The sequence below is a fragment of the Streptomyces sp. NPDC058307 genome (assembly GCF_042880295.1).
GTDB lineage: Bacteria > Actinomycetota > Actinomycetes > Streptomycetales > Streptomycetaceae > Streptomyces.
In genome coordinates this window covers 70806-92629 of sequence record NZ_JBHVYZ010000027.1, presented here as the reverse complement: position 1 = coordinate 92629, position 21824 = coordinate 70806, and the positions used below count along the sequence as shown (strand labels likewise).

Sequence of the window (21824 nt, the reverse complement as noted above, 5' to 3'; positions counted from 1 at the left end):
CGGATGACCGCCAGGCAAGATCAGATGTCCGCTTGAGGGGAGTTTGGGCTTGATGTCGTCTCGGATCGTGGACGCGCTGGATCCCGTCGCGGTCGGACACACCGGTCTGGTGGTCCTCGACGGGATCGCTCTCGGCGTCGCGGACGTCGTCCGCCTCGCCGACGGGAGCGCGCGGCCGGTGCCCGGGACCGACGCGATGAAGCGCGTCACGGAGTCCTGGGACGCCGCCCGACAGATCGCCGCGAGCGGACGCGTCTACGGCCGCTCGACCGGCGTCGGCGCGAACCGGAACGAGGACGTGCCCACCGAGGCGGCCGCCGAACACGGGCTGCGGCTGCTGCGCAGCCACGCCGGCGCGATCGGCGAGGAACTCCCCGCCCGGCAGGTCCGCGCGATGCTCGCGGTACGGGCCAACCAGCTCCTGGCGGGCGGCGCAGGGCTGCGGCCGACGGTCGTCACGGCCCTGTGCGAGGCGCTGGAGAGCGGCGCGTATCCGGTCGTCAACGAGTTCGGCTCGGTGGGCACGGGGGACATCGCGGCCCTGGCCCAGGTGGGACTGGCAATGGCGGGGGAGCACCCCTGGAGGGAGGCCGGCGCCCCCGAGCCCCAGCTCCTCGACAACAACGACGCCCTCGCCTTCATCAGCAGCAACGCCCTCACGCTCGGCCAGGCCGCCCTCGCGCTGCACGAGTTGCGCGGGCTCGTCGAGGCCACGCAGGTGGTCGGGGCGCTGTCGCTGCTGGCCGTGGACGGGTCGCACGAGGCGTACGCCGCTCCCGTGCACGCGGCCCGCCCGCACCGCGGGTCCGTCGAAGTGGCCCGCCGGATGCGGACGTTGATCGGCGCCGAGGCCCGGCCCACCCCACCGCTGGGCCGCATCCAGGACCCGTACGGCTTCCGGTGCCTGCCCCAGATCCACGGGCCCGCCCACGACGCGGCCGACGCCCTGGAGGAGGTCCTCGCGATCGAGATCAACGCGGCCGCCGAGAACCCCCTCATCTGCCCCGAGGACATGGCCGCCTACCACCACGGCGGCTTCTACCAGGCCCAACTCGCCCTCGCACTGGACCACTTCAGGCTGGCCCTCACCCAGGTCGCCCGCCTGTCCACGTCCCGGCTCTCCACCCTCAACGAGCCCGCCTTCACCCGCCTCAGGCCCTTCCTCGCCGACCCCGAGCCCGCCTCCTCCGGCGTGATGATCCTGGAGTACGCCGCCGGAGCCGCCCTCGGCGACCTGCGGGCCTTCTCCGCGCCCGCCTCGCTCGGCCACGCTGTACTCTCCCGGGGCGTCGAGGAACAGGCCAGCTTCGCCTCGCTCGCCGCCCGTCAGACACTGCGCGCGTGCGGCGCGTACCGTCTCGTCGTCGGCTGCGAACTCGTCGCCGCCGTACGGGCGCTGCGCCAGCGCGACCTCCGGCCCGACCCGGACCTCCCGGTGGGCCGCGCGCTGGAACTCGCCGAGGCGGTGCTCGAGGAGGACCCGGCCGACCGGCCGCTCACGGGCGACGTGACGGCGGCGGCCGCGCTGCTCGACCGGTTCACGGACATCTGGAGGGGGATCGAGGCATGAGCGACATGGGCGGGGCGACGGGCGGGGCGGGTGTGGCGGACACTCCCGCGGGACGGCTTCAGGCACTGTTCGAGGGGCACCGGCTCACGCCGACCCAGCGGCGCATCGCGCACAGCATGGTGCGGCGGGCCGCCGACGTGCCGTTCCTGTCCAGCGTGGAGCTGGCCGAACTGGCCGGGGTCAGCCAGCCCTCCGTCACCCGCTTCGCCGTCGCCCTCGGCTTCGACGGCTACCCCGCCCTGCGCCGGCACCTGCGCGAGGTCGCGCCCGGCGAACAGTCGGCGGCCTCCGCGTCGTACAACGAGTACCAGCAGGCCGTCGAGGCCGAGATCGAGAACCTCAGGCACCTGGCGGAGATCCTCGCCGACCCGCGGCCGGTGCAGAAGGCAGGCCGGCTGCTCGCCGCCTCCCGTCCCCTGCCGGTGCTGGGGCTGCGGGCCGCCGCCTCCCAGGCGTACGGCTTCGCGTACTTCGCCGCCAAGGTCCATCCGGACGTACGGCTGCTCAACGAGGGCGGCACGATGATCCACGACCGGATCGACGCCGCCGTCCGCGCGGGCGCCTCGGCCCTGCTGTGCTTCGCGCTGCCCCGGCACCCCCGCGAGGTCGTCGACACCCTCGCCTACGCCAAGGAGGCGGGCCTGAGCGTCGTCACGGTCGCCGACTCCGCCTTCGCGCCGGTCGCCAAGGTCTCCGATCTGCTGCTGCCCGCCGCCGTCGGCACCGGCCTCGCCTTCGACACGGCCTGCGCCCCCATGCTGCTCGGCCGGGTGCTGCTGGAGGCGATGTGCGACGACCTGCCGGACGCGCAGGCCCGCCTCGAGGAGTTCGACGCGCGGGCGGCGGCGCGCGGACTCTTCGTCGAGTAGGGCGTTTTTTCAGACTCGTCTCACGTTCGCTCGCTATCCTCCCCGACCGGCAGGACTGTGCCAGGACGACGAGGAGGCGGGACGTGGCACACGCAGATCGCAGGGTTCAGGGGCTGGCTCGGGTGGCCGTTGTCGTGCGCGCCGGGGCGGCGCCCCTGTGGTGGCTCGGAGTGTTCGCGGCGGGCGTCGGGCTGCTGATCCCGGGCCTGACCGGACGCCGGATCGGGGTGCTGGCGGGCGCGGCGCTGTTCGTCGTCGCGGTCGCCGTGGTGTCGTACGGCCGCCGCAAGCGGTACACGGCGCTGGGGCGGGCGGCCGCTCGCGCGGGCAGGCACGACGTGCTCCAGGACCGTGCGGTCAGTGTGCGCAACTGGCGCCGCGGGCACCGCTGGTGGCTGCTGCTGGCCTGGCTGGTCGCACTGGGGAGTTCGTTCGCGGTGCCCGTCGCGGGCGGCATGCTGCTCGCCGGATGCGGTGCGGGCCTCTGGCTCAAGGCCGCCTGGCTCGGGCGGCTCGAGCGGGCCGAGGACGCGCTGCTGTGGGTGCGGGTCGACTGGCTCGCCGCGAACGGCGGACGCCCGGCCGGCAAGGCGGTCAAGGCGTACCGCAGCACGGGTATCGCGGCGGGCGACGCGGCCCCCGGAGGAGCGCGCCGCCGCACCGCGGCACTCGTCTAGTCCCGGTGGTTCCGGTGCTCCCGGGTCACACCTCCAGGTCGTTCTCGATCTGCCTGAGCTGGTGGCGGGCCATCGCGAGGTTGGACCGCTTGGCGTCCAGGACCAGGTAGAGGAAGAGGCCGTTGCCACCGCGTCCGCTGATCAGGCGGATCAGGTGGTACTGGTCGGACAGGGTGATCAGGATGTCCTCGATCTGGGCCTTGAGGCCGAGGTGCTCCATCGTGCGCATCTTCGCGCGGACCACGTCGGTGTTGCCGGCGGCGGCCACGTTCAGGTCGAAGGTCTTGCTGCCGCCCATGGTGCCGAGCGCCATGCCGCTGGTGTAGTCGACGAGCGCGACGCCGGTCGCGCCCTCGATGGAGGCGAGGGCCTCCTTCAGCGTGGTTTCGGTGTTGGCCATGACTGTGTCTCCTCGGTTGTCTGACTTGCGGTGGTGGTGCGACCCGCCGTCGGTGCGGTGGCCGCGGCGCGCGGGTCCTCGGGCTTGGCCCGGGATGTGCGAGCCGCTCTGGCACGTGCCGGAGCGGGCTTGGCGGGCGCCTTCGTGATGGCTTCGGTGTGCTCGGCGGCCGCGTCGCCGACGAGCTCCGCGATCCGGGCGCCCGCGCGGCGGCCCTCCAGATGGAGGCGGCCGACGTTGACCCGGTCCTGCGCGAGCAGCGTGACGACGGCCCCGGCGCCCGCCGGGTACGTGGCGACGTAGCCGTACACGCCCCGCACGAGCAGTTCGCGCAGGTCTCCCTGGCCGGTCCCGTCGGCCAGCCGGGCGGCGAGCGCCCGGGTCGCCGAGGTGAGCGCGGCCACGCTCTCCGGATCGACGCCCGGGGTGTCCTGGGCCAGGACGAGACCGTCGGCGTCGGCCGCGAGGGCGCCGGTGAGCTGCGGCACCCTGGCTCTGAGCCGGCGCAGCTCCTCCAGGATCGCGTCCTGAGCTGCTGCCATCAGGTCTCTCCTCTCGGCACGGATCCGCTGTCGCTCAAAGGGCCTCCAGCGCATCCCTGAGCCTCTTCAGCAAGGTGACGTGGGGATCGACGGACTCGACGGGTCCGACGGGTCCGACAAGGGAGCCGTCGCCCGGTGGTCCGGGCCGGAGCTCGGTGAAGGACACCGGCGGGCGGGGCGAGACCACTCCGGCCGCCACCAGCCGCCGTACGTCCACCAGGGTGTGGAAGGCCGGGCGGCCCAGCTCGCGCGCGATCTGCGACGCCGTGCGGACGCCGTCCACGCGGGCCAGCACCGCCTGCCGCCGGGGCGGGAGCGGCGGGGGCGCGGGGCGGTGCTCCCGGGTCAGCGGCACCTCGTCCGGCAGGGCGTCCGGCCAGATGCGGTGCAGCAGGTCGCGGCGGCGCAGCGTCTCGCGCTCCAGGTCGGCGACCGGGACGGGGCGGGGGACGCCGGGGGTGTCGTCGGGTTCCCTGGGCATACCGACGGGCTCGTCCGGTCCGTCCTCGGTGCCGTACCGGAAGCGGCCCGGGGTGCTGCTCGGGGCCAGGGCGAAGTACGCCGCGTCGTACAGCGCGGTCAGCCGGCACATCTCCAGGGCGCCCGCGGTGAGCAGCCCGCCCGCGACCAGACTGCGGCCCGCCCGGTGCACGGCCTCGGCGCCGGTGAGGCGGCGGGCCCCGGTGCCGGCGCCGCCGGTGCTCGCGACGGACTCGGCCAGGGCCTGCCGCCAGACGTCGGCGTCCAGCGTGCCGTGGGCGGCGAGGAGGACGTCGGCGCCGGGGGCGGCGGGGCTCTCGGCGTGCACCACCTTGCCGTCGGCGAGGTGCAGGGTGCCGCGCTCGCGCACCAGGACGCCGGTGGCGCGCTCGGCGGCCAGCCGGGTCAGCATCGGCGAGACCCCGCCCCAGCCGCGGTCCAGGGCGGACGCCTTGTTGCGCACCGGCAGCCGGGGCGGCGGGGTGGTGGGCGTGGTCCGGACGGCCGTCATCCGAGCTCCAGCCGTCCGGCCATCTCGCCGAGCCGGATCCGGGCCAGCGCGAGGTTGCCCTCCGCGCGGGTCAGCCACAGGTGCAGGAACACACTGCTGTCGAAGGACGTCGGCACGAACCGCAGGACGTGGTAGCTGTCCCGGTTGCTGAGGATGAGGTCCTCGACCGGCGGGCCCGGCTCCTGCCCGGTGGCTCCCGCCTCAGTGCCCTGGGAGTTCCCCGAGTTCCCCGAGCTCTCGGAGGCGAAGGCGCGCTGCTCGGCGGCGAGCCGGGCGAGCTCGGCGGCCTCCGCGGCGGCCGCCTCCTGGTCGCCGCCGGGGGCTTCCCCCACGGCACCCAGGGCCAGCCCGCTGGTCCAGTCGACCAGCGCGGCCCCCCGCGCACCCGGCAGTCGCATGGCGTCCAGCAGGCACTCGTCGATTCCCTGCACCGTGGCTCCCCTCCCGCGTGGGGTTCGGCTGAGTGACGCCGAAACTACGCAACGTGTGCGCGAGGGGTGAGGGATCTGGCATTTTCCGGTGGAACATGCTCGGAGTGGCTAGAGTGGGCCAGCTTGCCTTGTTTCGCAGGGGGATCGATCAGTTGACCCGCCGATGCGCGTCAACTGCGCCCGGGTGCGCGGAGGGTGGTGAGCGCACCGGCGTGCGCTCCTCCGGAGTCGGCCACGATCGAGGCGAGCGTCTGGGCGTCCCGCACGGTCGCGAAGCGGACGCCGCCCGCCCGGTGGTCGGGGGCGAAGCCGTAAATGCCCGGCCGGGCAAGCGAGTTGTACGCGTAGTGGTGCGCGAAGTAATACGCGCCCGTGTCCAGCGCCGCCGCGTAGTCCCCCTGGTCGAGCAGTGGCAGTGCGCGCCCCTCGGCCAGCAGGTCGCCCGCGAAACACGCCGGACCGGCGACGTCCTGCACCACCTCGGGCCCGCTCTTGGGCCGCCCCTTGCCGTCGTACGCCGCGATCCTCAGCGGCCACGACCCCGGTACGTACACCGTCCGCGTCGCCACCTGCACGCCCGCGTGCGTCACCGCGACCGGCCGCCCGCCCGCGCTCTTGGCGTACTCCACCCGCGCCACGATCGTGCCGTGCTTGGCCAGCAGTGACCGGCCGAACTCGGTGACCAGCCCGTACCGCCCGTCGAACAGCCCCGGCACCGCCTCCCTGAGCGTCCGCGTGTACTGCGTGTACGTCGGTGTCGTCACGTCCGACGCGAAGTTCACCGGCAGTCCGCCGCCGATGTCGATGGTGTCGATCTGCGGCCGCCCGATCCGCCGGTTGATCTCCTCGGCGAGCGCGTACGTCTGCGCGACCCCCTCGGTCATCAGGGAGAGCGGGATGCCCTGCGAGCCGGTGTGCGCGTGCAGCCGGGAGAGCCAGGGCCGGTCGAGGTAGGCGCGCACGACCCACTCGCGCGCCCCCTCGTCCCGCAGCGCCACCCCGAACTTCGAGGTCGCCGTGGCCGTGGAGGTCGCCCCGATGGAGCCGCCGCCGACCTGCGGGTTGACCCGGATCCCGAGCGGCGAGCGGCTGACCGCCGACCGCACGAGGCCGTCGATACGGTCCAGCTCCTGCGGGTTGTCCGCGTTGACGGCGATCCCCAAGGCCAGTGCCTCCCTGAGCTCGGCCGGGGTCTTGGCAGGTGAGTCCAGGACGGTCTGCGCCGGTGAGAGGCCCGCGGCGCGCACCAGCGCGAGTTCGCCCGGGCTCGCCACCTCCGCGCCGATGCCCTCCTCGCGCAGCAGTCGCAGCACCGGCACCAGCGGGGTCGCCTTCACCGCGAACGCGTGCAGCACCGGCGTGCCCGGCGCGGTGACTTCGTCGAAGGCCGCGCGGAGCTCCGCCGCCGACTCGCGGATGCCGGTGACGTCGAGCAGCCCGACGATGGGGGAGTCCGGCCCCAGCAGACCCTGCTCCACCGCCGCCCGCACCGCGTCGTCCCGGCGGACGGCCCGTCCTTCGCCGGTGTTGCCGTACTCATCCATCACGTCCCCGTCCATCACGTCCCCGTCCATCGCGTCCCTGTCCGCCGTGTCCCGGTCCCGCTCGTCACCCGTGCCTTGGACGTCCAGCCAAACATCCCTGTCCTACCGACGCTGACGCGAGAACGTATTGACTAGTTCTATTCAGAAAGTCAGGATGTGAATATCGACGGCAACAATCGGCAGCAGAGCCCCAGGAGGCAGACCATGTCAGGACCCCGCCCCGTCCGAGCGCCGCGCGGTACGGAACTGAGCGCCCTGGGATGGCAGCAGGAGGCCGCCCTGCGGATGCTCCAGAACAACCTGGACCCCGAGGTCGCCGAACACCCCGACAAGCTCGTCGTCTACGGCGGCACCGGCAAGGCCGCCCGTGACTGGCGCTCCTTCGACGCCATGGTCCGCACCCTGCGCACCCTCAAGCAGGACGAGACCATGCTGGTCCAGTCCGGCCGCCCCGTCGGCGTCATGCAGACCCACGAGTGGGCCCCGCGCGTGCTGATCGCCAACTCCAACCTCGTCGGCGACTGGGCCAACTGGGAGGAGTTCCGCCGCCTGGAGGCCCTCGGCCTGACCATGTACGGCCAGATGACCGCCGGTTCCTGGATCTACATCGGCACCCAGGGCATCCTCCAGGGCACCTACGAGACCTTCTCCGCCGTCGCCGCCAAGAAGTTCGGCGGCACCCTGGCCGGGACCATCACCCTCACCGCCGGTCTCGGCGGCATGGGCGGTGCCCAGCCTCTCGCGGTCACCATGAACGACGGCGTGGCCATCTGTATCGACGTCGACCCGCGCGCGATCGAGCGCCGCATCGAGCACCGCTACCTGGATGTGAGGGCCGACTCCCTGGAGCACGCCCTCCAGCTCGCCGTCGAGGCCCGCGACGCCCGCCGCCCGCTCTCCATCGGCCTCCTGGGCAACGCGGCCGAACTGCTCCCGCGCATGCTCGCCGAGGGCGCCCCCATCGACATCGTCACCGACCAGACCTCGGCCCACGACCCGCTGGCGTATCTGCCGGTGGGCGTGGACTTCGACGACATGGCCGACGCGGCCGCCAAGGACCCGGCGGGCTTCACCACCCGGGCCCGCGAGTCGATGGCCCGCCATGTCGAGGCCATGGTCGGCTTCATGGACGCCGGTGCCGAGGTCTTCGACTACGGCAACTCGATCCGGGGCGAGGCCAGGCTCGCCGGGTACGACCGGGCGTTCGCCTTCCCCGGCTTCGTCCCCGCCTACATCCGGCCGCTGTTCTGCGAGGGCAAGGGCCCCTTCCGCTGGGCCGCGCTGTCGGGTGAGGCCTCCGACATCGCCAAGACCGACAAGGCGATCCTGGAGCTGTTCCCCGAGAACGAGTCCCTCGCCCGCTGGATCAGGATGGCCGGGGAACGGGTCCACTTCCAGGGCCTGCCCGCGCGGATCTGCTGGCTCGGCTACGGCGAGCGCGACAAGGCCGGCGAGCGGTTCAACGACATGGTGGCGAGCGGAGAGCTGGCGGCACCGCTGGCGATCGGACGGGACCACCTGGACGCCGGATCCGTCGCCTCCCCGTACCGCGAGACCGAGGCCATGCTCGACGGCTCCGACGCGATCGCCGACTGGCCGCTGCTGAACGCGATGGTCAACGTGGCGTCCGGCGCGTCCTGGGTGTCGATCCACCACGGCGGCGGCGTGGGCATGGGACGCTCCATCCACGCCGGGCAGGTCACGGTGGCCGACGGCACGAAGCTGGGCGGGGAGAAGGTCCGGCGGGTGCTGACCAACGACCCCGGCATGGGCGTCATCCGGCACGTGGACGCCGGGTACGACATCGCGGAGTCCGTCGCCGACGAGCGGGGTGTGCGGGTGCCCATGCGTGAGGGTCGTGAGGGTGAGGACGCGTGACGGTGGGCGCCGACTCCGGAACGGCTCGACCCCCCGGCACCTCCTCCTTTCACGAGATGTGGCGCGAGCTGCTCCCCATCGGCCGGCACCCCGGCTCGCACGGCTATCGCCGGTTCGCGTGGACCGGGGCCGACACCGAGTGCCGGGCCTGGTTCAAGGAGCAGGCCGAGACCCGCGGACTGACCTACGAGGTCGACCGGAACGGCAACCAGTGGGCCTGGCTCGGGGATCAGGCCCAGGGGGACGCCGTGGTCACCGGGTCCCACCTCGACTCCGTGCCCGACGGGGGTGCCTTCGACGGCCCCCTCGGAGTCGTGTCCTCCTTCGCCGCGCTCGACGAACTCCGGGCACGGCGGGCCGAGTTCGCCAAACCCCTCGCCCTCGTCAACTTCGGTGACGAGGAGGGGGCCCGCTTCGGGCTCGCCTGCGTCGGGTCACGCCTCACCTCCGGGCAGCTCACCGCCGAGCAGGCGCACCTGCTGACCGACGGGGAGGGCGTCACGCTCCCGCGGGCCATGGAGGCCGCCGGGTACGACCCCGACGGCATCGGCGCCGACCCCGAACGGCTCGCCCGCATCGGCGCCTTCGTCGAACTGCACGTCGAGCAGGGCAGGGCGCTGGACCTCTCAGGGGACCGGATCGGCATCGCCAGCGCCATCTGGCCGCACGGCCGCTGGCGGTTCGACTTCAAGGGAGAGGCCAACCACGCCGGCACCACCCGCCTCGTGGACCGGCGCGACCCCATGCTGTCGTACGCCGAGACCGTGCTCGCGGCCCGCCGGGAGGCCGAACTCGCCGGTGCCGTCGCCACCTTCGGCAAGATCACCGTCGAGCCGAACGGCGTCAACGCCATCCCCTCGCTGGTGCGCGGCTGGCTCGACTCCCGCGCCGCCGACCAGGACAGCCTCGACCAGGTGGTCGGCGCCATCGAGAAGGCGGCCGGGGAGTACGCGAAGGCGCACGGCGTCGACCTCGACGTGGTCCGGGAGTCCTTCACCCCGGTCGTCGAGTTCGACCACGCCCTGCGCGACGAACTCGCCCGCGTCCTGGGCACCGGCACCGATCTCAAGGTGCCCGTCCTGGGAACCGGGGCGGGACACGACGCCGGGATCCTCTCCGGGCACATCCCGACCGCCATGCTGTTCGTGCGCAACCCCACCGGCGTCTCGCACTCCCCGGCCGAGTTCGCGGCCGAGGACGACTGCGTGGCCGGAGTCCTCGCGCTCGCCGACGTACTGGAAGGGCTGGCCTGCAGGTGACAGCGAAGACCTACTGGCTGGAGCACGCCTGGCTCGGCACCCATGTCGAGCCGGGCGTGGCCGTGGACGTGACCGACGGCCGGATCGCCACCGTCCACACGGACACCGGCACCCCGCCCCCCGGCGCCGAGATCCTGCGCGGACTGACCCTCCCGGGCCTCGCGAACACCCACTCGCACGCCTTCCACCGGGCCCTGCGCGGCACCGTCCAGGTCGGCTCCGGGACCTTCTGGACCTGGCGCGAGGTCATGTACGCCACCGCCGGCCGGCTCACCCCGGACACCTACCGCGACCTCGCCCGTGCCGTGTACGCGGAGATGGCGCTGGCCGGTGTCACGGCGGTCGGCGAGTTCCACTACCTGCACCACGCCCCCGGCGGCACCCCCTACGCCGACCCCAACGCCATGGGCGAGGCGCTGATCGAGGCCGCCGCCGACGCCGGCATCCGCATCACCCTCCTCGACACCGCCTACCTCTCCTCCGGCTTCGGACACCCGCCCGACACCCACCAGTTGCGCTTCTCCGACGGCAGCGCGCAGGCCTGGGCCGAACGCTGTTCAGTTCTCAAGGACCGGGATCACGCGAGGATCGGTGCGGCGGTCCACTCCGTACGGGCCGTGCCCGCCGACCAGTTGGCGACCGTGGCGCGCTGGGCCCAGGAGCGGCGGGCCCCGCTCCACGTCCACCTGTCCGAGCAGACCGCCGAGAACGACGCGTGCCGTGCCGCCCACGGGTGTACGCCCACCGAACTGCTCGCCGAGCACGGTGTCCTCGGGCCGCGCACCACCGGCGTCCACAACACCCACCTCACCGACGAGGACATCGCCCTGATCGGCGGCAGCGGCACCGGCACCTGCATGTGCCCGACCACCGAGCGGGACCTCGCCGACGGCATCGGACCGGCCGTAGCCCTCCAGAAGGCTGGTTCACCGCTGTCCCTCGGCTCCGACAGCCACGCCGTCATCGACCTGCTCGAAGAGGCCCGCGCGATGGAGCTGAACGAGCGCCTGCGCACCCGTACGCGAGGTCACTGGACGGCGGCGGCCCTCCTGCGGGCGGCCTCGGCCGACGGCCACGCGGCCCTCGGCTGGGACGGCGCGGGCGTCCTGGAGGCCGGCGCGCTCGCCGACTTCACCACCATCGCGCTCGACTCGGTCAGGACGGCAGGGCCGCCTCCGCGGCTCGGGGCCGAGACGGCCGTATTCGCCGCGTCCGCAGCAGACGTGTCGCACACGGTCGTGGGAGGTCGGCACGTCGTGCGCGAAGGGGTCCACGCTCTGGTGCCGGATGTGCCGAAAGCCCTCGCGGACGCCGTCGCCGCGCTGCACGGATGACACCGGGCCGCCCGCCCCCACGGCGGCCCGCCCCCGACCCCGCCCCTACCGCCGACCAGGCCACCGAGGACGCCATGAGCAACGCGACGACCGTCAGCCCCGCCCACTCCGCGAGCACCGCGAGCACGCTCATCACCAACATCGCCGCTCTGGTCACCAACGACCCCTCCCTGGGTGACGGATCTCCCCTCGGACTGATCCAGGACGCGGCCCTCGTCATCGAGGGCGACCGCGTCGTGTGGACCGGTGATCAAAGCAAAGCACCCGCCACTGACAATCGGGTCGACGCGGGCGGCCGGGCGGTCCTGCCCGGCTTCGTCGACTCCCACAGCCACCTCGTCTTCGCGGGCGACCGCACCCAGGAGTTCAACGCCCGCATGTCCGGGCGGCCCTACAGCGCGGGCGGCATCCGCACGACGGTCGCCGCGACCCGCGCCGCCACGGACGCCGAACTGGAGGCGAACCTCACCCGCTACCTCGCCGAGGCCCTCCGCCAGGGCACGACCACCTTCGAGACCAAGTCCGGCTACGGCCTGACCGTCGAGGACGAGGCGAGGGCCCTGCGCATCGCCGCCGCCCACACCGACGAGGTCACCTACCTAGGCGCCCACATCGTGTCGCCGGACTACACGGACGACCCGGCGGCCTACGTCTCCCTCGTCACCGGCGAGATGCTCGACGCCTGCGCCCCGTACGCCCGTTGGATCGACGTCTTCTGCGAGAAGGGCGCCTTCGACGGCGACCAGGCCCGCGCGATCCTCACGGCCGGCAAGGCGAAGGGCCTGCACCCCCGCGTCCACGCCAACCAGCTCTCCTACGGCCCCGGAGTGCAACTCGCCGTGGAACTCGACGCGGCCAGCGCCGACCACTGCACCCACCTCACCGCCGAGGACGTGGACGCCCTGGCGAACAGCCGTACGGTAGCCACCCTTCTCCCCGGCGCGGAGTTCTCCACGCGCGCCGAGTGGCCCGACGCACGCCGCCTCCTGGACGCCGGCGTCACCGTCGCCCTGTCCACGGACTGCAACCCGGGCTCCTCCTTCACCTCCTCGGTGCCCTTCTGCATCGCCCTCGCGGTACGCGACATGCGGATGACCCCGGACGAGGCCGTCTGGTCGGCCACGGCGGGCGGAGCGGCCGCCCTCCGCCGCGAGGACATCGGCCGCCTCACCCCGGGTGCCCGCGCCGACCTGCTCCTCCTGGACGCCCCGAGCCATGTGCACCTGGCCTACCGGCCGGGGGTACCGCTGGTCAGCGGCGTGTGGCGGCGCGGCACGCGCGTGCTCTGACGGCAGCCGCCCCTACCCCGCCCCCGCCCGCCACCGCTGCTCCGCACCCCTGGTCAGCGGCTCCAGCGAGACCCCTTTGCCGCCCCCCGGTGTCATCCCCGTCGCGATGGCGATCGCCGGGCGGATCACCCCGTCGGGGTCGACCGTGAAGCGCAGGTTGTCGCCGTTGTCGCCCCCGACCGAGTCGCAGGACCAGATGCCGAGGCCCTTGTCGACGTCGCCGCGGCTGTCGAGGCAGAAGTCGGGGTCGGCGGAGGACTGGAGGACACCCCGGGCGGCGTCGACGCGCCAGCGCTGGGAGCCGTCCGAGGTGCAGGGGGCCGTGACGACGTCCGTGCCCTCGGCGAAGTCGCCGTGGACGTCCAGGCAGCGTCCTGAGGCGACGTTGACCACCTGGGCGTAGGAGCCGCCCGGCGCGCGGAAGGGGGGCGGGCTCGTCCTGCGGGGCGGTGCCGAGCTCTTCGTGGGGGAGGGGGACGGCGGTCGGGTCGTCGGGGTGGGGGAAGGCGAAGGTGAGACTGTCGTCGTCACCGTCACCTGCGGTGGGCCGGGCAGCACCACGCCCACTGAAGCCGAGACCGAAGCAGAGGCCGACGCGCCCGCCGGGGAGTCGCCCTGCTGTGACACCAGGAACAGCGACAGCGGCACCAGAGCCACCCCCAGCGCCGCCGAGGCCAGGACGAGCCGACGTGGTCGCGGCCAGGCGCCGGACGGCGTACGGGAGCCCGCCCGTGGCCGCGCCTGAGGCTCGGGCGCGCTCCGCGCCGCGTACGCCGTTCCGCCCCACGGCAGCAGACCCTCCGCCAGGGCCACCCGCGGAGTGTCCCGCAGCGCGCACAGCTCCTCGTGGGCCGCCGTGCAGTGCGGGCAGTGGGCCATGTGGGCGTGCAGGTCGGCGCTGGCACGGGGGCTGTCCGGTCGTACGGACTCCTCGATGAGGCGGTGGAAGTCCGCGCACCGGGGGTCGTCCGAGGCGGCGAGGCGCCGTCTCAGACACGTCCGGGCCAGGGAGTGCAGGGCCCCCTCGGTGCCGTGGACCACGTCCGGGCGGGTGAGGCCCAGGTGGTCGGCGGTGCGGTGGTCCGGCTCGGCCTCCACCAGGCCGTACCAGACGAGGCCCTGGATGCGGGCCGGCAGCGACTCGAAGGCGGCGAGCATGGGTGGCACCGGGCCCCCCGGACCGGCCGTGTTCAGGAGCAGCAGGACGCTCGGGTCCAGGCCCGCCGCCCGGTCGTCCCCGGCCCACGCGGCTGCCGACCGGGCCGTCAGCAGCAGGAGCCGGTGGCGCCACGGGACGCCGGGGTCGACTCCGCGTGCGGTCTCCCGGGCGGTGAGGGTGAAGGTCTGCGCGGCCAGCTGCCGGGCGGCGCTCTCCCCGGCCGTGCAGAGGCGGGCGTAGGCCAGCACCGAGGGCTGGTGGCGGGCGCGGAGCTCCACCAGGGCCGTGTACGCCGTGGCCGTGTCGGCACGCATCAGCTCCGTGAGCCGGGCGTCGGACGCCCCCTCAGGGCGAGTCATGCGCACCCTCCTCCTGACGAACCGGCTCCTGACGTACCGGATCCTGACGCACTGGATCCTGACGTACCGGCCAGTCTGTGAGGGACCATAGTGAGGGAAGCGCACCGTTGGGGAAAGGGTTTCTCCCAGTAACCGCGACGGGCCCCGCACGCACGGTGCCCGGTGTCCCACCGGACACCGGGCACCCGCGCAGGTCAGTCGTGCCGCCGCGTCACTCCTCGACGGTCAGTGCCTTGCGCAGTCGTACCAGAGTCCGCGACAGCAGCCGCGAGACATGCATCTGCGAGATCCCGAGCTCCTCGCCGATCTCCGACTGGGTCATGCCCGCGACGAAGCGCAGCGAGAGGATCTGGCGGTCCCGGGAGGGGAGTTCGGCGATCAGCGGCTTCAGGGACTCGACGTACTCGATGCCCTCGAGCCCGTGGTCCTCGTAGCCGATCCGGTCGGCCAGCGCGCTTTCGGAGTCGTCCTCCTCGGGCTGGGCGTCCAGTGAGGCGGCGGTGTACGCGTTGGACGCCGCCATGCCCTCGACGACCTGCTCCCTGGAGAGTCCGAGGTGTTCGGCGAGCTCGCCCACGGTGGGGGCGCGGTCGAGCTTCTGGGCCAGCTCGTCGCCGGCCTTGGCCAGGTCGAGCCGGAGCTCCTGAAGGCGGCGCGGAACCCGCACCGACCAGGACGTGTCACGGAAGAAGCGCTTGATCTCGCCCACGATGGTGGGCATCGCGAAGGTGGGGAACTCCACACCCCGGCTGAGTTCGAAGCGGTCGATCGCCTTGATCAGGCCGATGGTGCCGACCTGGATGATGTCCTCCATCGGCTCGCTGCGGGAGCGGAAGCGGGAGGCGGCGAACTTGACCAGGGCGAGGTTCAGTTCGACGAGCGTGTTGCGGACGTACGAGTACTCGTGCGTGCCCTCCTCCAGCGACTCCAGCCGCGCGAAGAGCGTCTTGGAGAGGGCGCGCGCGTCCACGGCTCCCACCTCTTCGAAGGGCGGGATCGCCGGGAGCCCGGCGAGCACATCGCCTTCGCCGTCCTGCTCGATGGGATTCAGATGTTCCGGGGGGGATGTCGACGTCGCCTGTGGGGTATGCGAGGCGTCGAGCCGGGGTGACATGATGTCCTCCATCGTTCTCGGCATATGGCTGCCGAAGCCAGTTCGTGCACTGCGGTGTGCGGCGCCTCCAAAGCCGACCGTGTCGAGTACGTGTCTGTACTAGCCCTATCCGGTTTCCCGGCACGATCGCAAGTGTTTTCTGTGTGGTTATGTCCGTTTGTGGGTGATTGTTCGGGTGTCGGAGGGTGTGGAGAAGGCGTAGTGTTCGAGGGCGTCATCAGCAGCCACGACGTCGGGAGAGAGAGACGGCATGGACCGCGGGACGGTCGGCAGCGCACAGTCTGGCCGGCTTCTGGTTGAGGTGCGGCAAGAGGGCTCCAGCGCCGTCGTGACTCCAGCAGGTGAGTTGGATCACCACACGGCCGATTTGTTGCGTGAGCCACTCGAGGAGTGCCTCGCCAAGGGGAAGAGCCGGCTTGTCGTCGACTGCACACGGCTGGAGTTCTGTGACTCCACCGGACTGAATGTGCTGCTGGGGGCACGGCTGAAGGCCGAGGCTGCGGGGGGTGGCGTACATCTTGCGGGCATGCTGCCGGTCGTGGCACGGGTCTTCGAGATCACGGGAGCCGACGCGGTCTTCACCGTGCACGACACGCTGGAGGAGGCCCTGGCCGGCGAGCCCGGTGACTGAGGCGGCGAGCCGGGTGGCGGCCCAGGTGGCCCCGCTCGTGTCCCGTTCGTCTCGTCCTGCCGGTGTCCACCGGGTGTCACACCCCTTATGGCGGACATACGTCCCGAATGGAGGGGTGTTCTACCGGTCCGCCCGGGCAGGAGACATCCGTACTGACTGTTCGGTGAGCGACCACGCAGCGACGTTTTGAATCGTGAACCGGTGAATCGGTGAGGTGAAGCGCTGATGAGCACCACCCGGCCCTACTCGCCGGGCGACCGTGACCCGGAGCCCGGCGTGGAGCCTGGCGGCGAAGCAGAGGTGCCGACGGGACGGCAGGTCCGCCGGCTGAGCTTCGAGGGGGAGAGCGGGGTCGTCCCGCTCGCGCGCGACTTCACCCGGCAGGCGTTGTACGCGTGGGGGTGGCTGCCGGCGGCCTCCGCGGACCAACGGGCCGCCGCGGAGGACGTGCTGCTGGTCGTCTCCGAGCTGGTGACGAACGCGTGCCTGCACGCGGAGGGCCCCGACCAGTTGTGGATCTCCTGCGACAACAAGGTGATCCGGCTCGAGGTCTCCGACCGCGGGACCGGACAGCCCGCGCCGCGCACTCCGCACCGGGCGGGACGGCCCGGCGGGCACGGCATGTTCATCGTGCAGCGGCTCTGCCTCGACTGGGGAGTCGTACGGGCTCCCGGGATGACCGGCAAGACCGTGTGGGCGGAGCTCGGCGCACCCGCCTAGGTGCACCCGCCCAGCTGCCGTCCGGCGCTGTCCCGTGGGTGCCCCCACAGTTCCGCCACTTACTTTCTCTTCCTTCCTCCGGTGCCCCGGCGTACCTTGACGGCCGATCTGATGTGCCGTCAGGAACGAGTAAGGGGAGCGGAACCGTGTCGTACCCGAAACGAACCGCCGCGCTCGCGTCCGTCGCGGCCCTGGCCGGCTCGGCGGTGCTCATGGCCGCCCCCGCTGCCCGCGCCGAGGTCGTGAACGTCAACTACCAGTGCAAGACGCCGATCGGCGACAAGAGCGCCGTCTCGCCCATCGACATCAAGGGCGTCAAGAGCGGCAGCGGCTACCGGCTCACCATGTCCTGGCAGAAGGGCGTCTCCTCCAGCCCGGTCGACCTCGGCAAGGGCGCGATGAGCCCGAGCGCCACCATCAGGCTGGGCGGCGTGGACAGCGGGACCGTGAACGTGACCGGGCCCGCCAACCAGGCCGTGGTCCCCGCCAACACCCCCATCAAGATCAACGACCTGACCGGGACGTACACCCCGAAGAAGTCCGGCAAGGTCACCTTCACCGCGGGCGTGCTCACCATCAAGGCGCTCGGTACGACGACCACCTGCACGCCGACCAACAGCCCCGGCGCCTCGCTGACCCTGGACGTCACCGGCGGCTCGGGTTCCTCCGGCGGTACACAGAGCGACAGCGGCAGCGACTCCGGCGCCGCGCTCCCGCAGACCGGCCCCGAGGACTCCGCGATCGCCCTCGGCACGCTCGGCGGCACGGTGCTGCTCGCCGGCGCGGCGGGCACGCTGTGGCTGACCCGGCGCCACCAGACGGCCCGCGCGCGCCGCTGAGCGACCCGGTCCGGGCGGTCCGGTCCGCCCTGCGGCGCGGTGACGGGCGGCGATCGGTTCCTCGTACGGCGTCCCAGGCGTCGTACGGCCGCATCCGGGCCCGCATCCCCCTGTACGGCAGCCGAGTTGACGGGAGCGACGACGTGAGCCCGAGCGGCAAGGTGCGGTGGGCGGTGCTGGTGGCGGTGCTCGCGCTGCTGTTCGCGCCGCTCGCGGGGACGGCGGCCGCGGCGGACAGGCCGAGCGTGAAGCTGTCCAAGTCCCAGGCGGGGACCGGCGGTTCGATCACCGTGAGCGGCAGCGGATGGCGTGGGCGGGCGCTGCTGATGATCCTGGTGTGCGGACAGGCGGTGCCCTCGCGTGGAGTGCCGGGCGGCACCAACTCCTGTGCCAACGCGGACGGCCGGGCCGTCACCACGGACGCGAAGGGGCGCTTCAGCAGGAAGCTGCCCGTCGCCGAGCCGCCGGTGCCCTGTCCCTGCGTCGTGCACGTCGCCACCGTGACCGGGGCGAAGGCCGAGGCCGACGCGATCTTCCAGGTGGCCGGGCACGCCGTGGAACCGCTGCCCGCCCAGCCGGACGGCGGGCGGCTGTCCGTCCTCACCGACACCCGGCTCGACGGCTCCGGGGGCCTGCTCACCTGGTTCGGTGCGCCCCCCGCCCGCACCCTCGTCTTCACCGTCGGAAACCTCGGCACCTCCGCCGTCCGGAACCCGGTCTTCCAAGTGGGCACCGCCCACGGCGTGTTCGCCCCGCAGTGGGAGGAACAGCAGTGGCGCGGCACGATCCGGCCGGGCGGGAAGGCGCGCATCGAACTGCCCGTCGAGCTCACGGGCGGCGCACACGGCGAGTACACCGTGTCGCTGAAGTACGGCGGCAAGGTACTGGCCGAGCAGCCCTGGGGAGTCGGCCGGCCCTGGGGCGTGACCCTGTTCTGGGTCCTGGTCTGCCTGGTGGTGCCCGCGGCCCTGTTCCGCGTCGGCATGGCGGTGGTTGACCGGATACGGCCACGGCCCGCCGGAGGCGTCCGGCACCGCGGCCTGCGGCTGCCCGAACTCGCCGTCCGCCTGCCGGGGTTCAGGCCCTCCACGGCCGCGCACGCGGCCCCCTCGACGTCCACCCTGCCGTGGTTCACCCCGGACGCCGATCCGGGCGCGGCCGGTGGCCGGCTCTCCGCACCGCACGACGACAGCCCGACGAGTCCCACGACTCCCACCAGAGAGGGTTCCACGTGAGCAAGCGAAGGAGAGTCACCCCGGCCGGCGGGCCGGGACGAGCGAGCGCGGCCGGTGCGGCGCTGGTGCTGGCCGGTGCGGGCGTGGTGCTGGGCCTCGCGGCCGGGCCCGCCCAGGCCGCGGAGGTGTCGTTCGCGACCCGGTGCGTGCCGCCCGCCGGCGTCGGCCTCGATCCCGTCGACGGCACCACCAAGGTCGAGATCACCGCGCCGGCCGGCGCGAAGGTCGGCGACGAGATCGACGTGGTGTGGAAGTTCACCCAGGCCGCCTCCAAGAACCCGAACATCATCGACCTGCCGGCGAACTCGGTACAGCCGACCGGCACGTTGAAGGCGTCCGGCGCACAGAGCGCCGACATCGCGATGACCGGGCCGCGCGAGAACCCGGCCATCCCCAAGGGCGGCGCCATGGTGCTGTCCGACATGAAGGGCACGCTGAAGCTGACGGCGGCCGGGGAACTGACCCTGACGCCGGGCCCGTACACGGTCAACGCGATGGGGACGAACACGGTGTGCACGCCGACGGAGACGGTGCCGAAGGCGGCGACGGTCACCGTGGCGGCGGGTGACGGGACGTCGACGCCCACGCCCACGCCGACCGAGACGGAATCCCCCGACCCGACCTCGACCCCGACTCCCACCCCGACCGACACGGCCACGGCGACCCCGAGCGCCACCTCCTCCGACGGCGGCCAGACCGACTTCACCGGCAAGGCGGTCGACATCCCCTACACCTGCCAATCGCCCCTCGGCGTGAAGAAGGCCACCTCCACGATCCAGATCAACGCCAAGAAGAACGGCGGCAGTTATGGCCTGACGGTCCAGTTCAAGAACTCCCCGATGGACAGCCCCGCCGACATTCCCGCGAACTCGGTCAAGCCCTCCATGGACGTGGTGGTGGGCGGCGACGACAAGGGCTCGGTCCATGTCGAGGGCCCCACCAACTCCGGGGCCATCAAGTCGGGCGACCCGATAGAGATCCCGGACATGACGGGCACGTACAAGCCGGGTGCGACCGGGAAGGCGACGCTGTCGCCGGGTGTCCTGACGATCAAGGCCCTGGGCACGACCACGACCTGCACGCCGGACACGACGAAGGTCTCCCTGACCCTGACCACCGAGGAGCAGGAGGGCGGGGCGTCGGGCGGTTCGTCCGGCTCGGGTGGCACGAGCGGTTCGTCGGCCGGCGGCGGTCTGGCGGCCACGGGCGCCGACGACCACGCGGCCCTGAAGGCGCTGGGACTGGTGGCGGGCACGGCGGTGCTGCTGGGCGGCGCGATATTCACCTTCATGCCTGGAAGGCGGATGAGGTAAGGCGCTCCAGGGGCGCGGGGAACCGCGCACAGCACGTGAAGCGACGGGGCCGCCAGAATCCACCTGGATTCCAACGGCCCCGTCGGTTCGGAAAGACGCTAGCGAACGTCACCCATCAGTGACTTGACCTTCCGCCGGTACATCCACACCGCGAACCCGGCGAGAGCCGCCAGCGCCGCCTCCCCGAACACCGCGGACGTCCCGCTGAGGTCTGCCCCGGCGATCGCCGGGTTGGACAGCAGGCCGGTGATCGAGTCGCCCGCGGTGACCGCGAGGAACCAGACACCCATCATCTGCGAGGCGTACTTCGCGGGAGCCATCTTCGTCGTCACCGACAGGCCGACCGGGGAGAGGCACAGCTCGCCCACGGTCTGGATGAAGTAGATGCCCACGAGCCACATCGGGCTGACCGCGGTGCCGTTCGCCGCCATCGCGATCGGGATGAGGAAGAAGAAGAACGAGACGCCGACCAGGACCAGGCCCATCGCGAACTTCACGATGGTGCCGGGCTCCTGGCCCCTGCGGTTCAGCCACACCCACAGCCAGGCGAAGACCGGGGCCAGCGCCATGATGAACAGCGGGTTCAGCGACTGGTACCAGGAGGTCGGGAATGCGAAGCCGAGCAGCGAACCGGCCGTCTTCTGGTCGTTGGAGCCGAACGCCTGGACCGTGGACGCGCCCTGGTCGTAGATCATCCAGAACACGGCGGCCGCGACGAAGAACCAGATGTAGCCGGACACCTTCGACTGCTCGCCGGCCGTCAGCTCCTTGTCCCGCTTGATGCGCAGCAGCACACCCGCCGGGACGAGCAGACCGATGACGGTGAGCGGGATCATCGCCCAGTTCAGCGTGAAGTGGCCGGTGAAGCCGACGACGCCGTAGAAGACGGTCGCGGCGATCAGCCAGAACAGGCCCTTGCGCAGCCAGGCCGCGCGCTCCTCGGCCGCCAGGGGCTTGGGCACGAGGGTGCTCTGCGGGTTCAGGTTGCGGGTGCCGAGCAGGAACGCGGCCAGACCGATCGCCATGCCGACCGCGGCCATTCCGAAGCCGAGGTGCCAGCTGACCTCCTGGCCGACGGTGCCGACGGCCAGCGGGGCGAAGAAGGCGCCCGCGTTGATGCCCATGTAGAAGATCGTGAAGCCGCCGTCGCGGCGCGGGTCGTCCGGGCCGTCGTACAGGTGGCCGACCATCGTGGAGATGTTGGCCTTGAGCAGGCCGGAACCGGCCGCGACGAGCGCGAGGCCGGCGAAGAACGGCGCCTGGCCGCCGGGCAGCGCCAGCGTGAGATGGCCGGCCATGATCGTGACGGCGGCGATGGCGACGGTCTTGCGGGGGCCCCAGACGCGGTCGCCGAGCCAGCCGCCGGGCATGGCGAGCAGATAGACCATCGCCGAGTAGACGGAGACGATCACGGTGGTGGTCGCCAGGTCCATCGCGAGGCCGCCGCCCATGCTGCCCTTGCCGGCGTCGGGGCCGCCGGCGAGCAGGTAGACGGTGAGCAGGGCCTTCATCCCGTAGTAGGAGAACCTCTCCCACATCTCGGTCATGAAGAGGGTGGCCAGTCCGCGGGGGTGGCCGAAGAAGGTCTTGTCGGAACCGGGGGTGCCCTCGGTCACCGAGTCCTTCGTCAGGCTGGACGCCATGGTCGTTCCTTGCTGGTGGGGATCACC

The 21824-nt window shown here is 72.5% G+C and carries 20 protein-coding genes; 12 read left to right on the top strand and 8 right to left on the bottom strand.

From position 1 onward, the window contains the following. Positions 1-52 precede the first annotated feature (52 nt). The 3 genes from ACFVYN_RS20775 (at position 53) to ACFVYN_RS20765 (ending at position 3116) form a co-directional block, all read left to right on the top strand. Positions 53-1570, top strand: coding sequence for an aromatic amino acid ammonia-lyase (locus tag ACFVYN_RS20775; protein ID WP_390000587.1), 1518 nt, complete (start codon positions 53-55; stop codon positions 1568-1570). A gap of 5 nt (positions 1571-1575) precedes the next feature. Beyond that, positions 1576-2439 carry a MurR/RpiR family transcriptional regulator gene (locus ACFVYN_RS20770; protein WP_390000635.1) on the top strand — a complete coding sequence of 288 codons (864 nt, stop codon included), beginning with the start codon at positions 1576-1578 and terminating at the stop codon, positions 2437-2439. A 122-nt stretch (positions 2440-2561) separates the two neighbouring features. Beyond that, entirely contained in the window at positions 2562-3116 is a 555-nt protein-coding gene (locus ACFVYN_RS20765) for a hypothetical protein (RefSeq protein WP_390000632.1), read from the top strand. Between the two features lie 25 nt (positions 3117-3141). Here ACFVYN_RS20765 and ACFVYN_RS20760 read toward each other — a convergent pair whose 3' ends face one another. The 5 genes from ACFVYN_RS20760 to ACFVYN_RS20740 form a co-directional block, all read right to left on the bottom strand. Continuing rightward, complete coding sequence (locus ACFVYN_RS20760; protein WP_069764032.1) at positions 3142-3516, bottom strand: hypothetical protein; 375 nt, start codon at positions 3514-3516, stop codon at positions 3142-3144. Then, the gene (locus ACFVYN_RS20755; RefSeq protein WP_390000584.1) at positions 3492-4058 is read right to left on the bottom strand and encodes a roadblock/LC7 domain-containing protein; all 567 of its coding nucleotides are present in this window, start codon (positions 4056-4058) and stop codon (positions 3492-3494) included. The genes ACFVYN_RS20760 and ACFVYN_RS20755 overlap by 25 nt, the downstream gene beginning before the upstream one ends. Positions 4059-4092: 34 nt before the next feature. Further along, positions 4093-5049, bottom strand: a complete 957-nt coding sequence (locus ACFVYN_RS20750; RefSeq protein WP_390000581.1) for a hypothetical protein — start codon at positions 5047-5049, stop codon at positions 4093-4095. Further along, positions 5046-5480 (bottom strand): hypothetical protein, encoded by a 435-nt coding sequence (locus ACFVYN_RS20745; protein ID WP_390000578.1) that lies wholly within the window; start codon positions 5478-5480, stop codon positions 5046-5048. Before ACFVYN_RS20745 ends, ACFVYN_RS20750 begins: the two co-directional genes overlap by 4 nt. 170 nt (positions 5481-5650) lie before the next feature. Continuing rightward, positions 5651-7054, bottom strand: coding sequence for a diaminopimelate decarboxylase (locus ACFVYN_RS20740; protein WP_390000576.1), 1404 nt, complete (start codon positions 7052-7054; stop codon positions 5651-5653). A gap of 174 nt (positions 7055-7228) precedes the next feature. Here ACFVYN_RS20740 and hutU point away from each other — a divergent pair, with 174 nt between their 5' ends. Genes hutU through hutI form a run of 4 tightly spaced genes read left to right on the top strand, consistent with a single transcriptional unit; the run spans position 7229 to position 12784 of the window. Next, positions 7229-8902: a urocanate hydratase gene (gene hutU, locus ACFVYN_RS20735; RefSeq protein WP_390000573.1), complete on the top strand. Its 1674-nt coding sequence runs from the start codon at positions 7229-7231 to the stop codon at positions 8900-8902. A gap of 2 nt (positions 8903-8904) precedes the next feature. Next, positions 8905-10161 carry an allantoate amidohydrolase gene (locus ACFVYN_RS20730; protein WP_390000629.1) on the top strand — a complete coding sequence of 419 codons (1257 nt, stop codon included), beginning with the start codon at positions 8905-8907 and terminating at the stop codon, positions 10159-10161. Then, positions 10158-11495: a formimidoylglutamate deiminase gene (locus ACFVYN_RS20725; protein ID WP_390000569.1), complete on the top strand. Its 1338-nt coding sequence runs from the start codon at positions 10158-10160 to the stop codon at positions 11493-11495. Before ACFVYN_RS20730 ends, ACFVYN_RS20725 begins: the two co-directional genes overlap by 4 nt. Next, entirely contained in the window at positions 11492-12784 is a 1293-nt protein-coding gene (gene hutI, locus ACFVYN_RS20720) for an imidazolonepropionase (protein WP_390000567.1), read from the top strand. The genes ACFVYN_RS20725 and hutI overlap by 4 nt, the downstream gene beginning before the upstream one ends. A 12-nt stretch (positions 12785-12796) precedes the next feature. Here hutI and ACFVYN_RS20715 read toward each other — a convergent pair whose 3' ends face one another. Both ACFVYN_RS20715 and ACFVYN_RS20710 read right to left on the bottom strand, forming a co-directional pair. Next, positions 12797-14302, bottom strand: coding sequence for a ricin-type beta-trefoil lectin domain protein (locus tag ACFVYN_RS20715; protein WP_390000564.1), 1506 nt, complete (start codon positions 14300-14302; stop codon positions 12797-12799). A gap of 211 nt (positions 14303-14513) precedes the next feature. Beyond that, positions 14514-15428 carry an RNA polymerase sigma factor SigF gene (locus tag ACFVYN_RS20710; RefSeq protein ID WP_390000562.1) on the bottom strand — a complete coding sequence of 305 codons (915 nt, stop codon included), beginning with the start codon at positions 15426-15428 and terminating at the stop codon, positions 14514-14516. Between the two features lie 238 nt (positions 15429-15666). Here ACFVYN_RS20710 and ACFVYN_RS20705 point away from each other — a divergent pair, with 238 nt between their 5' ends. The 5 genes from ACFVYN_RS20705 to ACFVYN_RS20685 all read left to right on the top strand — a co-directional run bounded on the left by ACFVYN_RS20705 (position 15667) and on the right by ACFVYN_RS20685 (position 20154). Further along, positions 15667-16047, top strand: coding sequence for an STAS domain-containing protein (locus ACFVYN_RS20705; protein ID WP_356109943.1), 381 nt, complete (start codon positions 15667-15669; stop codon positions 16045-16047). Positions 16048-16272: 225 nt separating this feature from the next. Further along, positions 16273-16767, top strand: coding sequence for an ATP-binding protein (locus ACFVYN_RS20700; protein ID WP_352388186.1), 495 nt, complete (start codon positions 16273-16275; stop codon positions 16765-16767). Between the two features lie 146 nt (positions 16768-16913). Continuing rightward, positions 16914-17606: an LPXTG cell wall anchor domain-containing protein gene (locus ACFVYN_RS20695; protein WP_390000559.1), complete on the top strand. Its 693-nt coding sequence runs from the start codon at positions 16914-16916 to the stop codon at positions 17604-17606. A gap of 143 nt (positions 17607-17749) precedes the next feature. Beyond that, positions 17750-18841 carry a hypothetical protein gene (locus ACFVYN_RS20690; protein WP_390000556.1) on the top strand — a complete coding sequence of 364 codons (1092 nt, stop codon included), beginning with the start codon at positions 17750-17752 and terminating at the stop codon, positions 18839-18841. A gap of 65 nt (positions 18842-18906) precedes the next feature. Beyond that, entirely contained in the window at positions 18907-20154 is a 1248-nt protein-coding gene (locus tag ACFVYN_RS20685) for a hypothetical protein (RefSeq protein WP_390000627.1), read from the top strand. A gap of 98 nt (positions 20155-20252) precedes the next feature. Here the strand turns inward: ACFVYN_RS20685 and ACFVYN_RS20680 are convergent, their stop codons facing one another. After that, complete coding sequence (locus ACFVYN_RS20680; protein WP_390000553.1) at positions 20253-21797, bottom strand: peptide MFS transporter; 1545 nt, start codon at positions 21795-21797, stop codon at positions 20253-20255. Positions 21798-21824 lie beyond the last annotated feature (27 nt).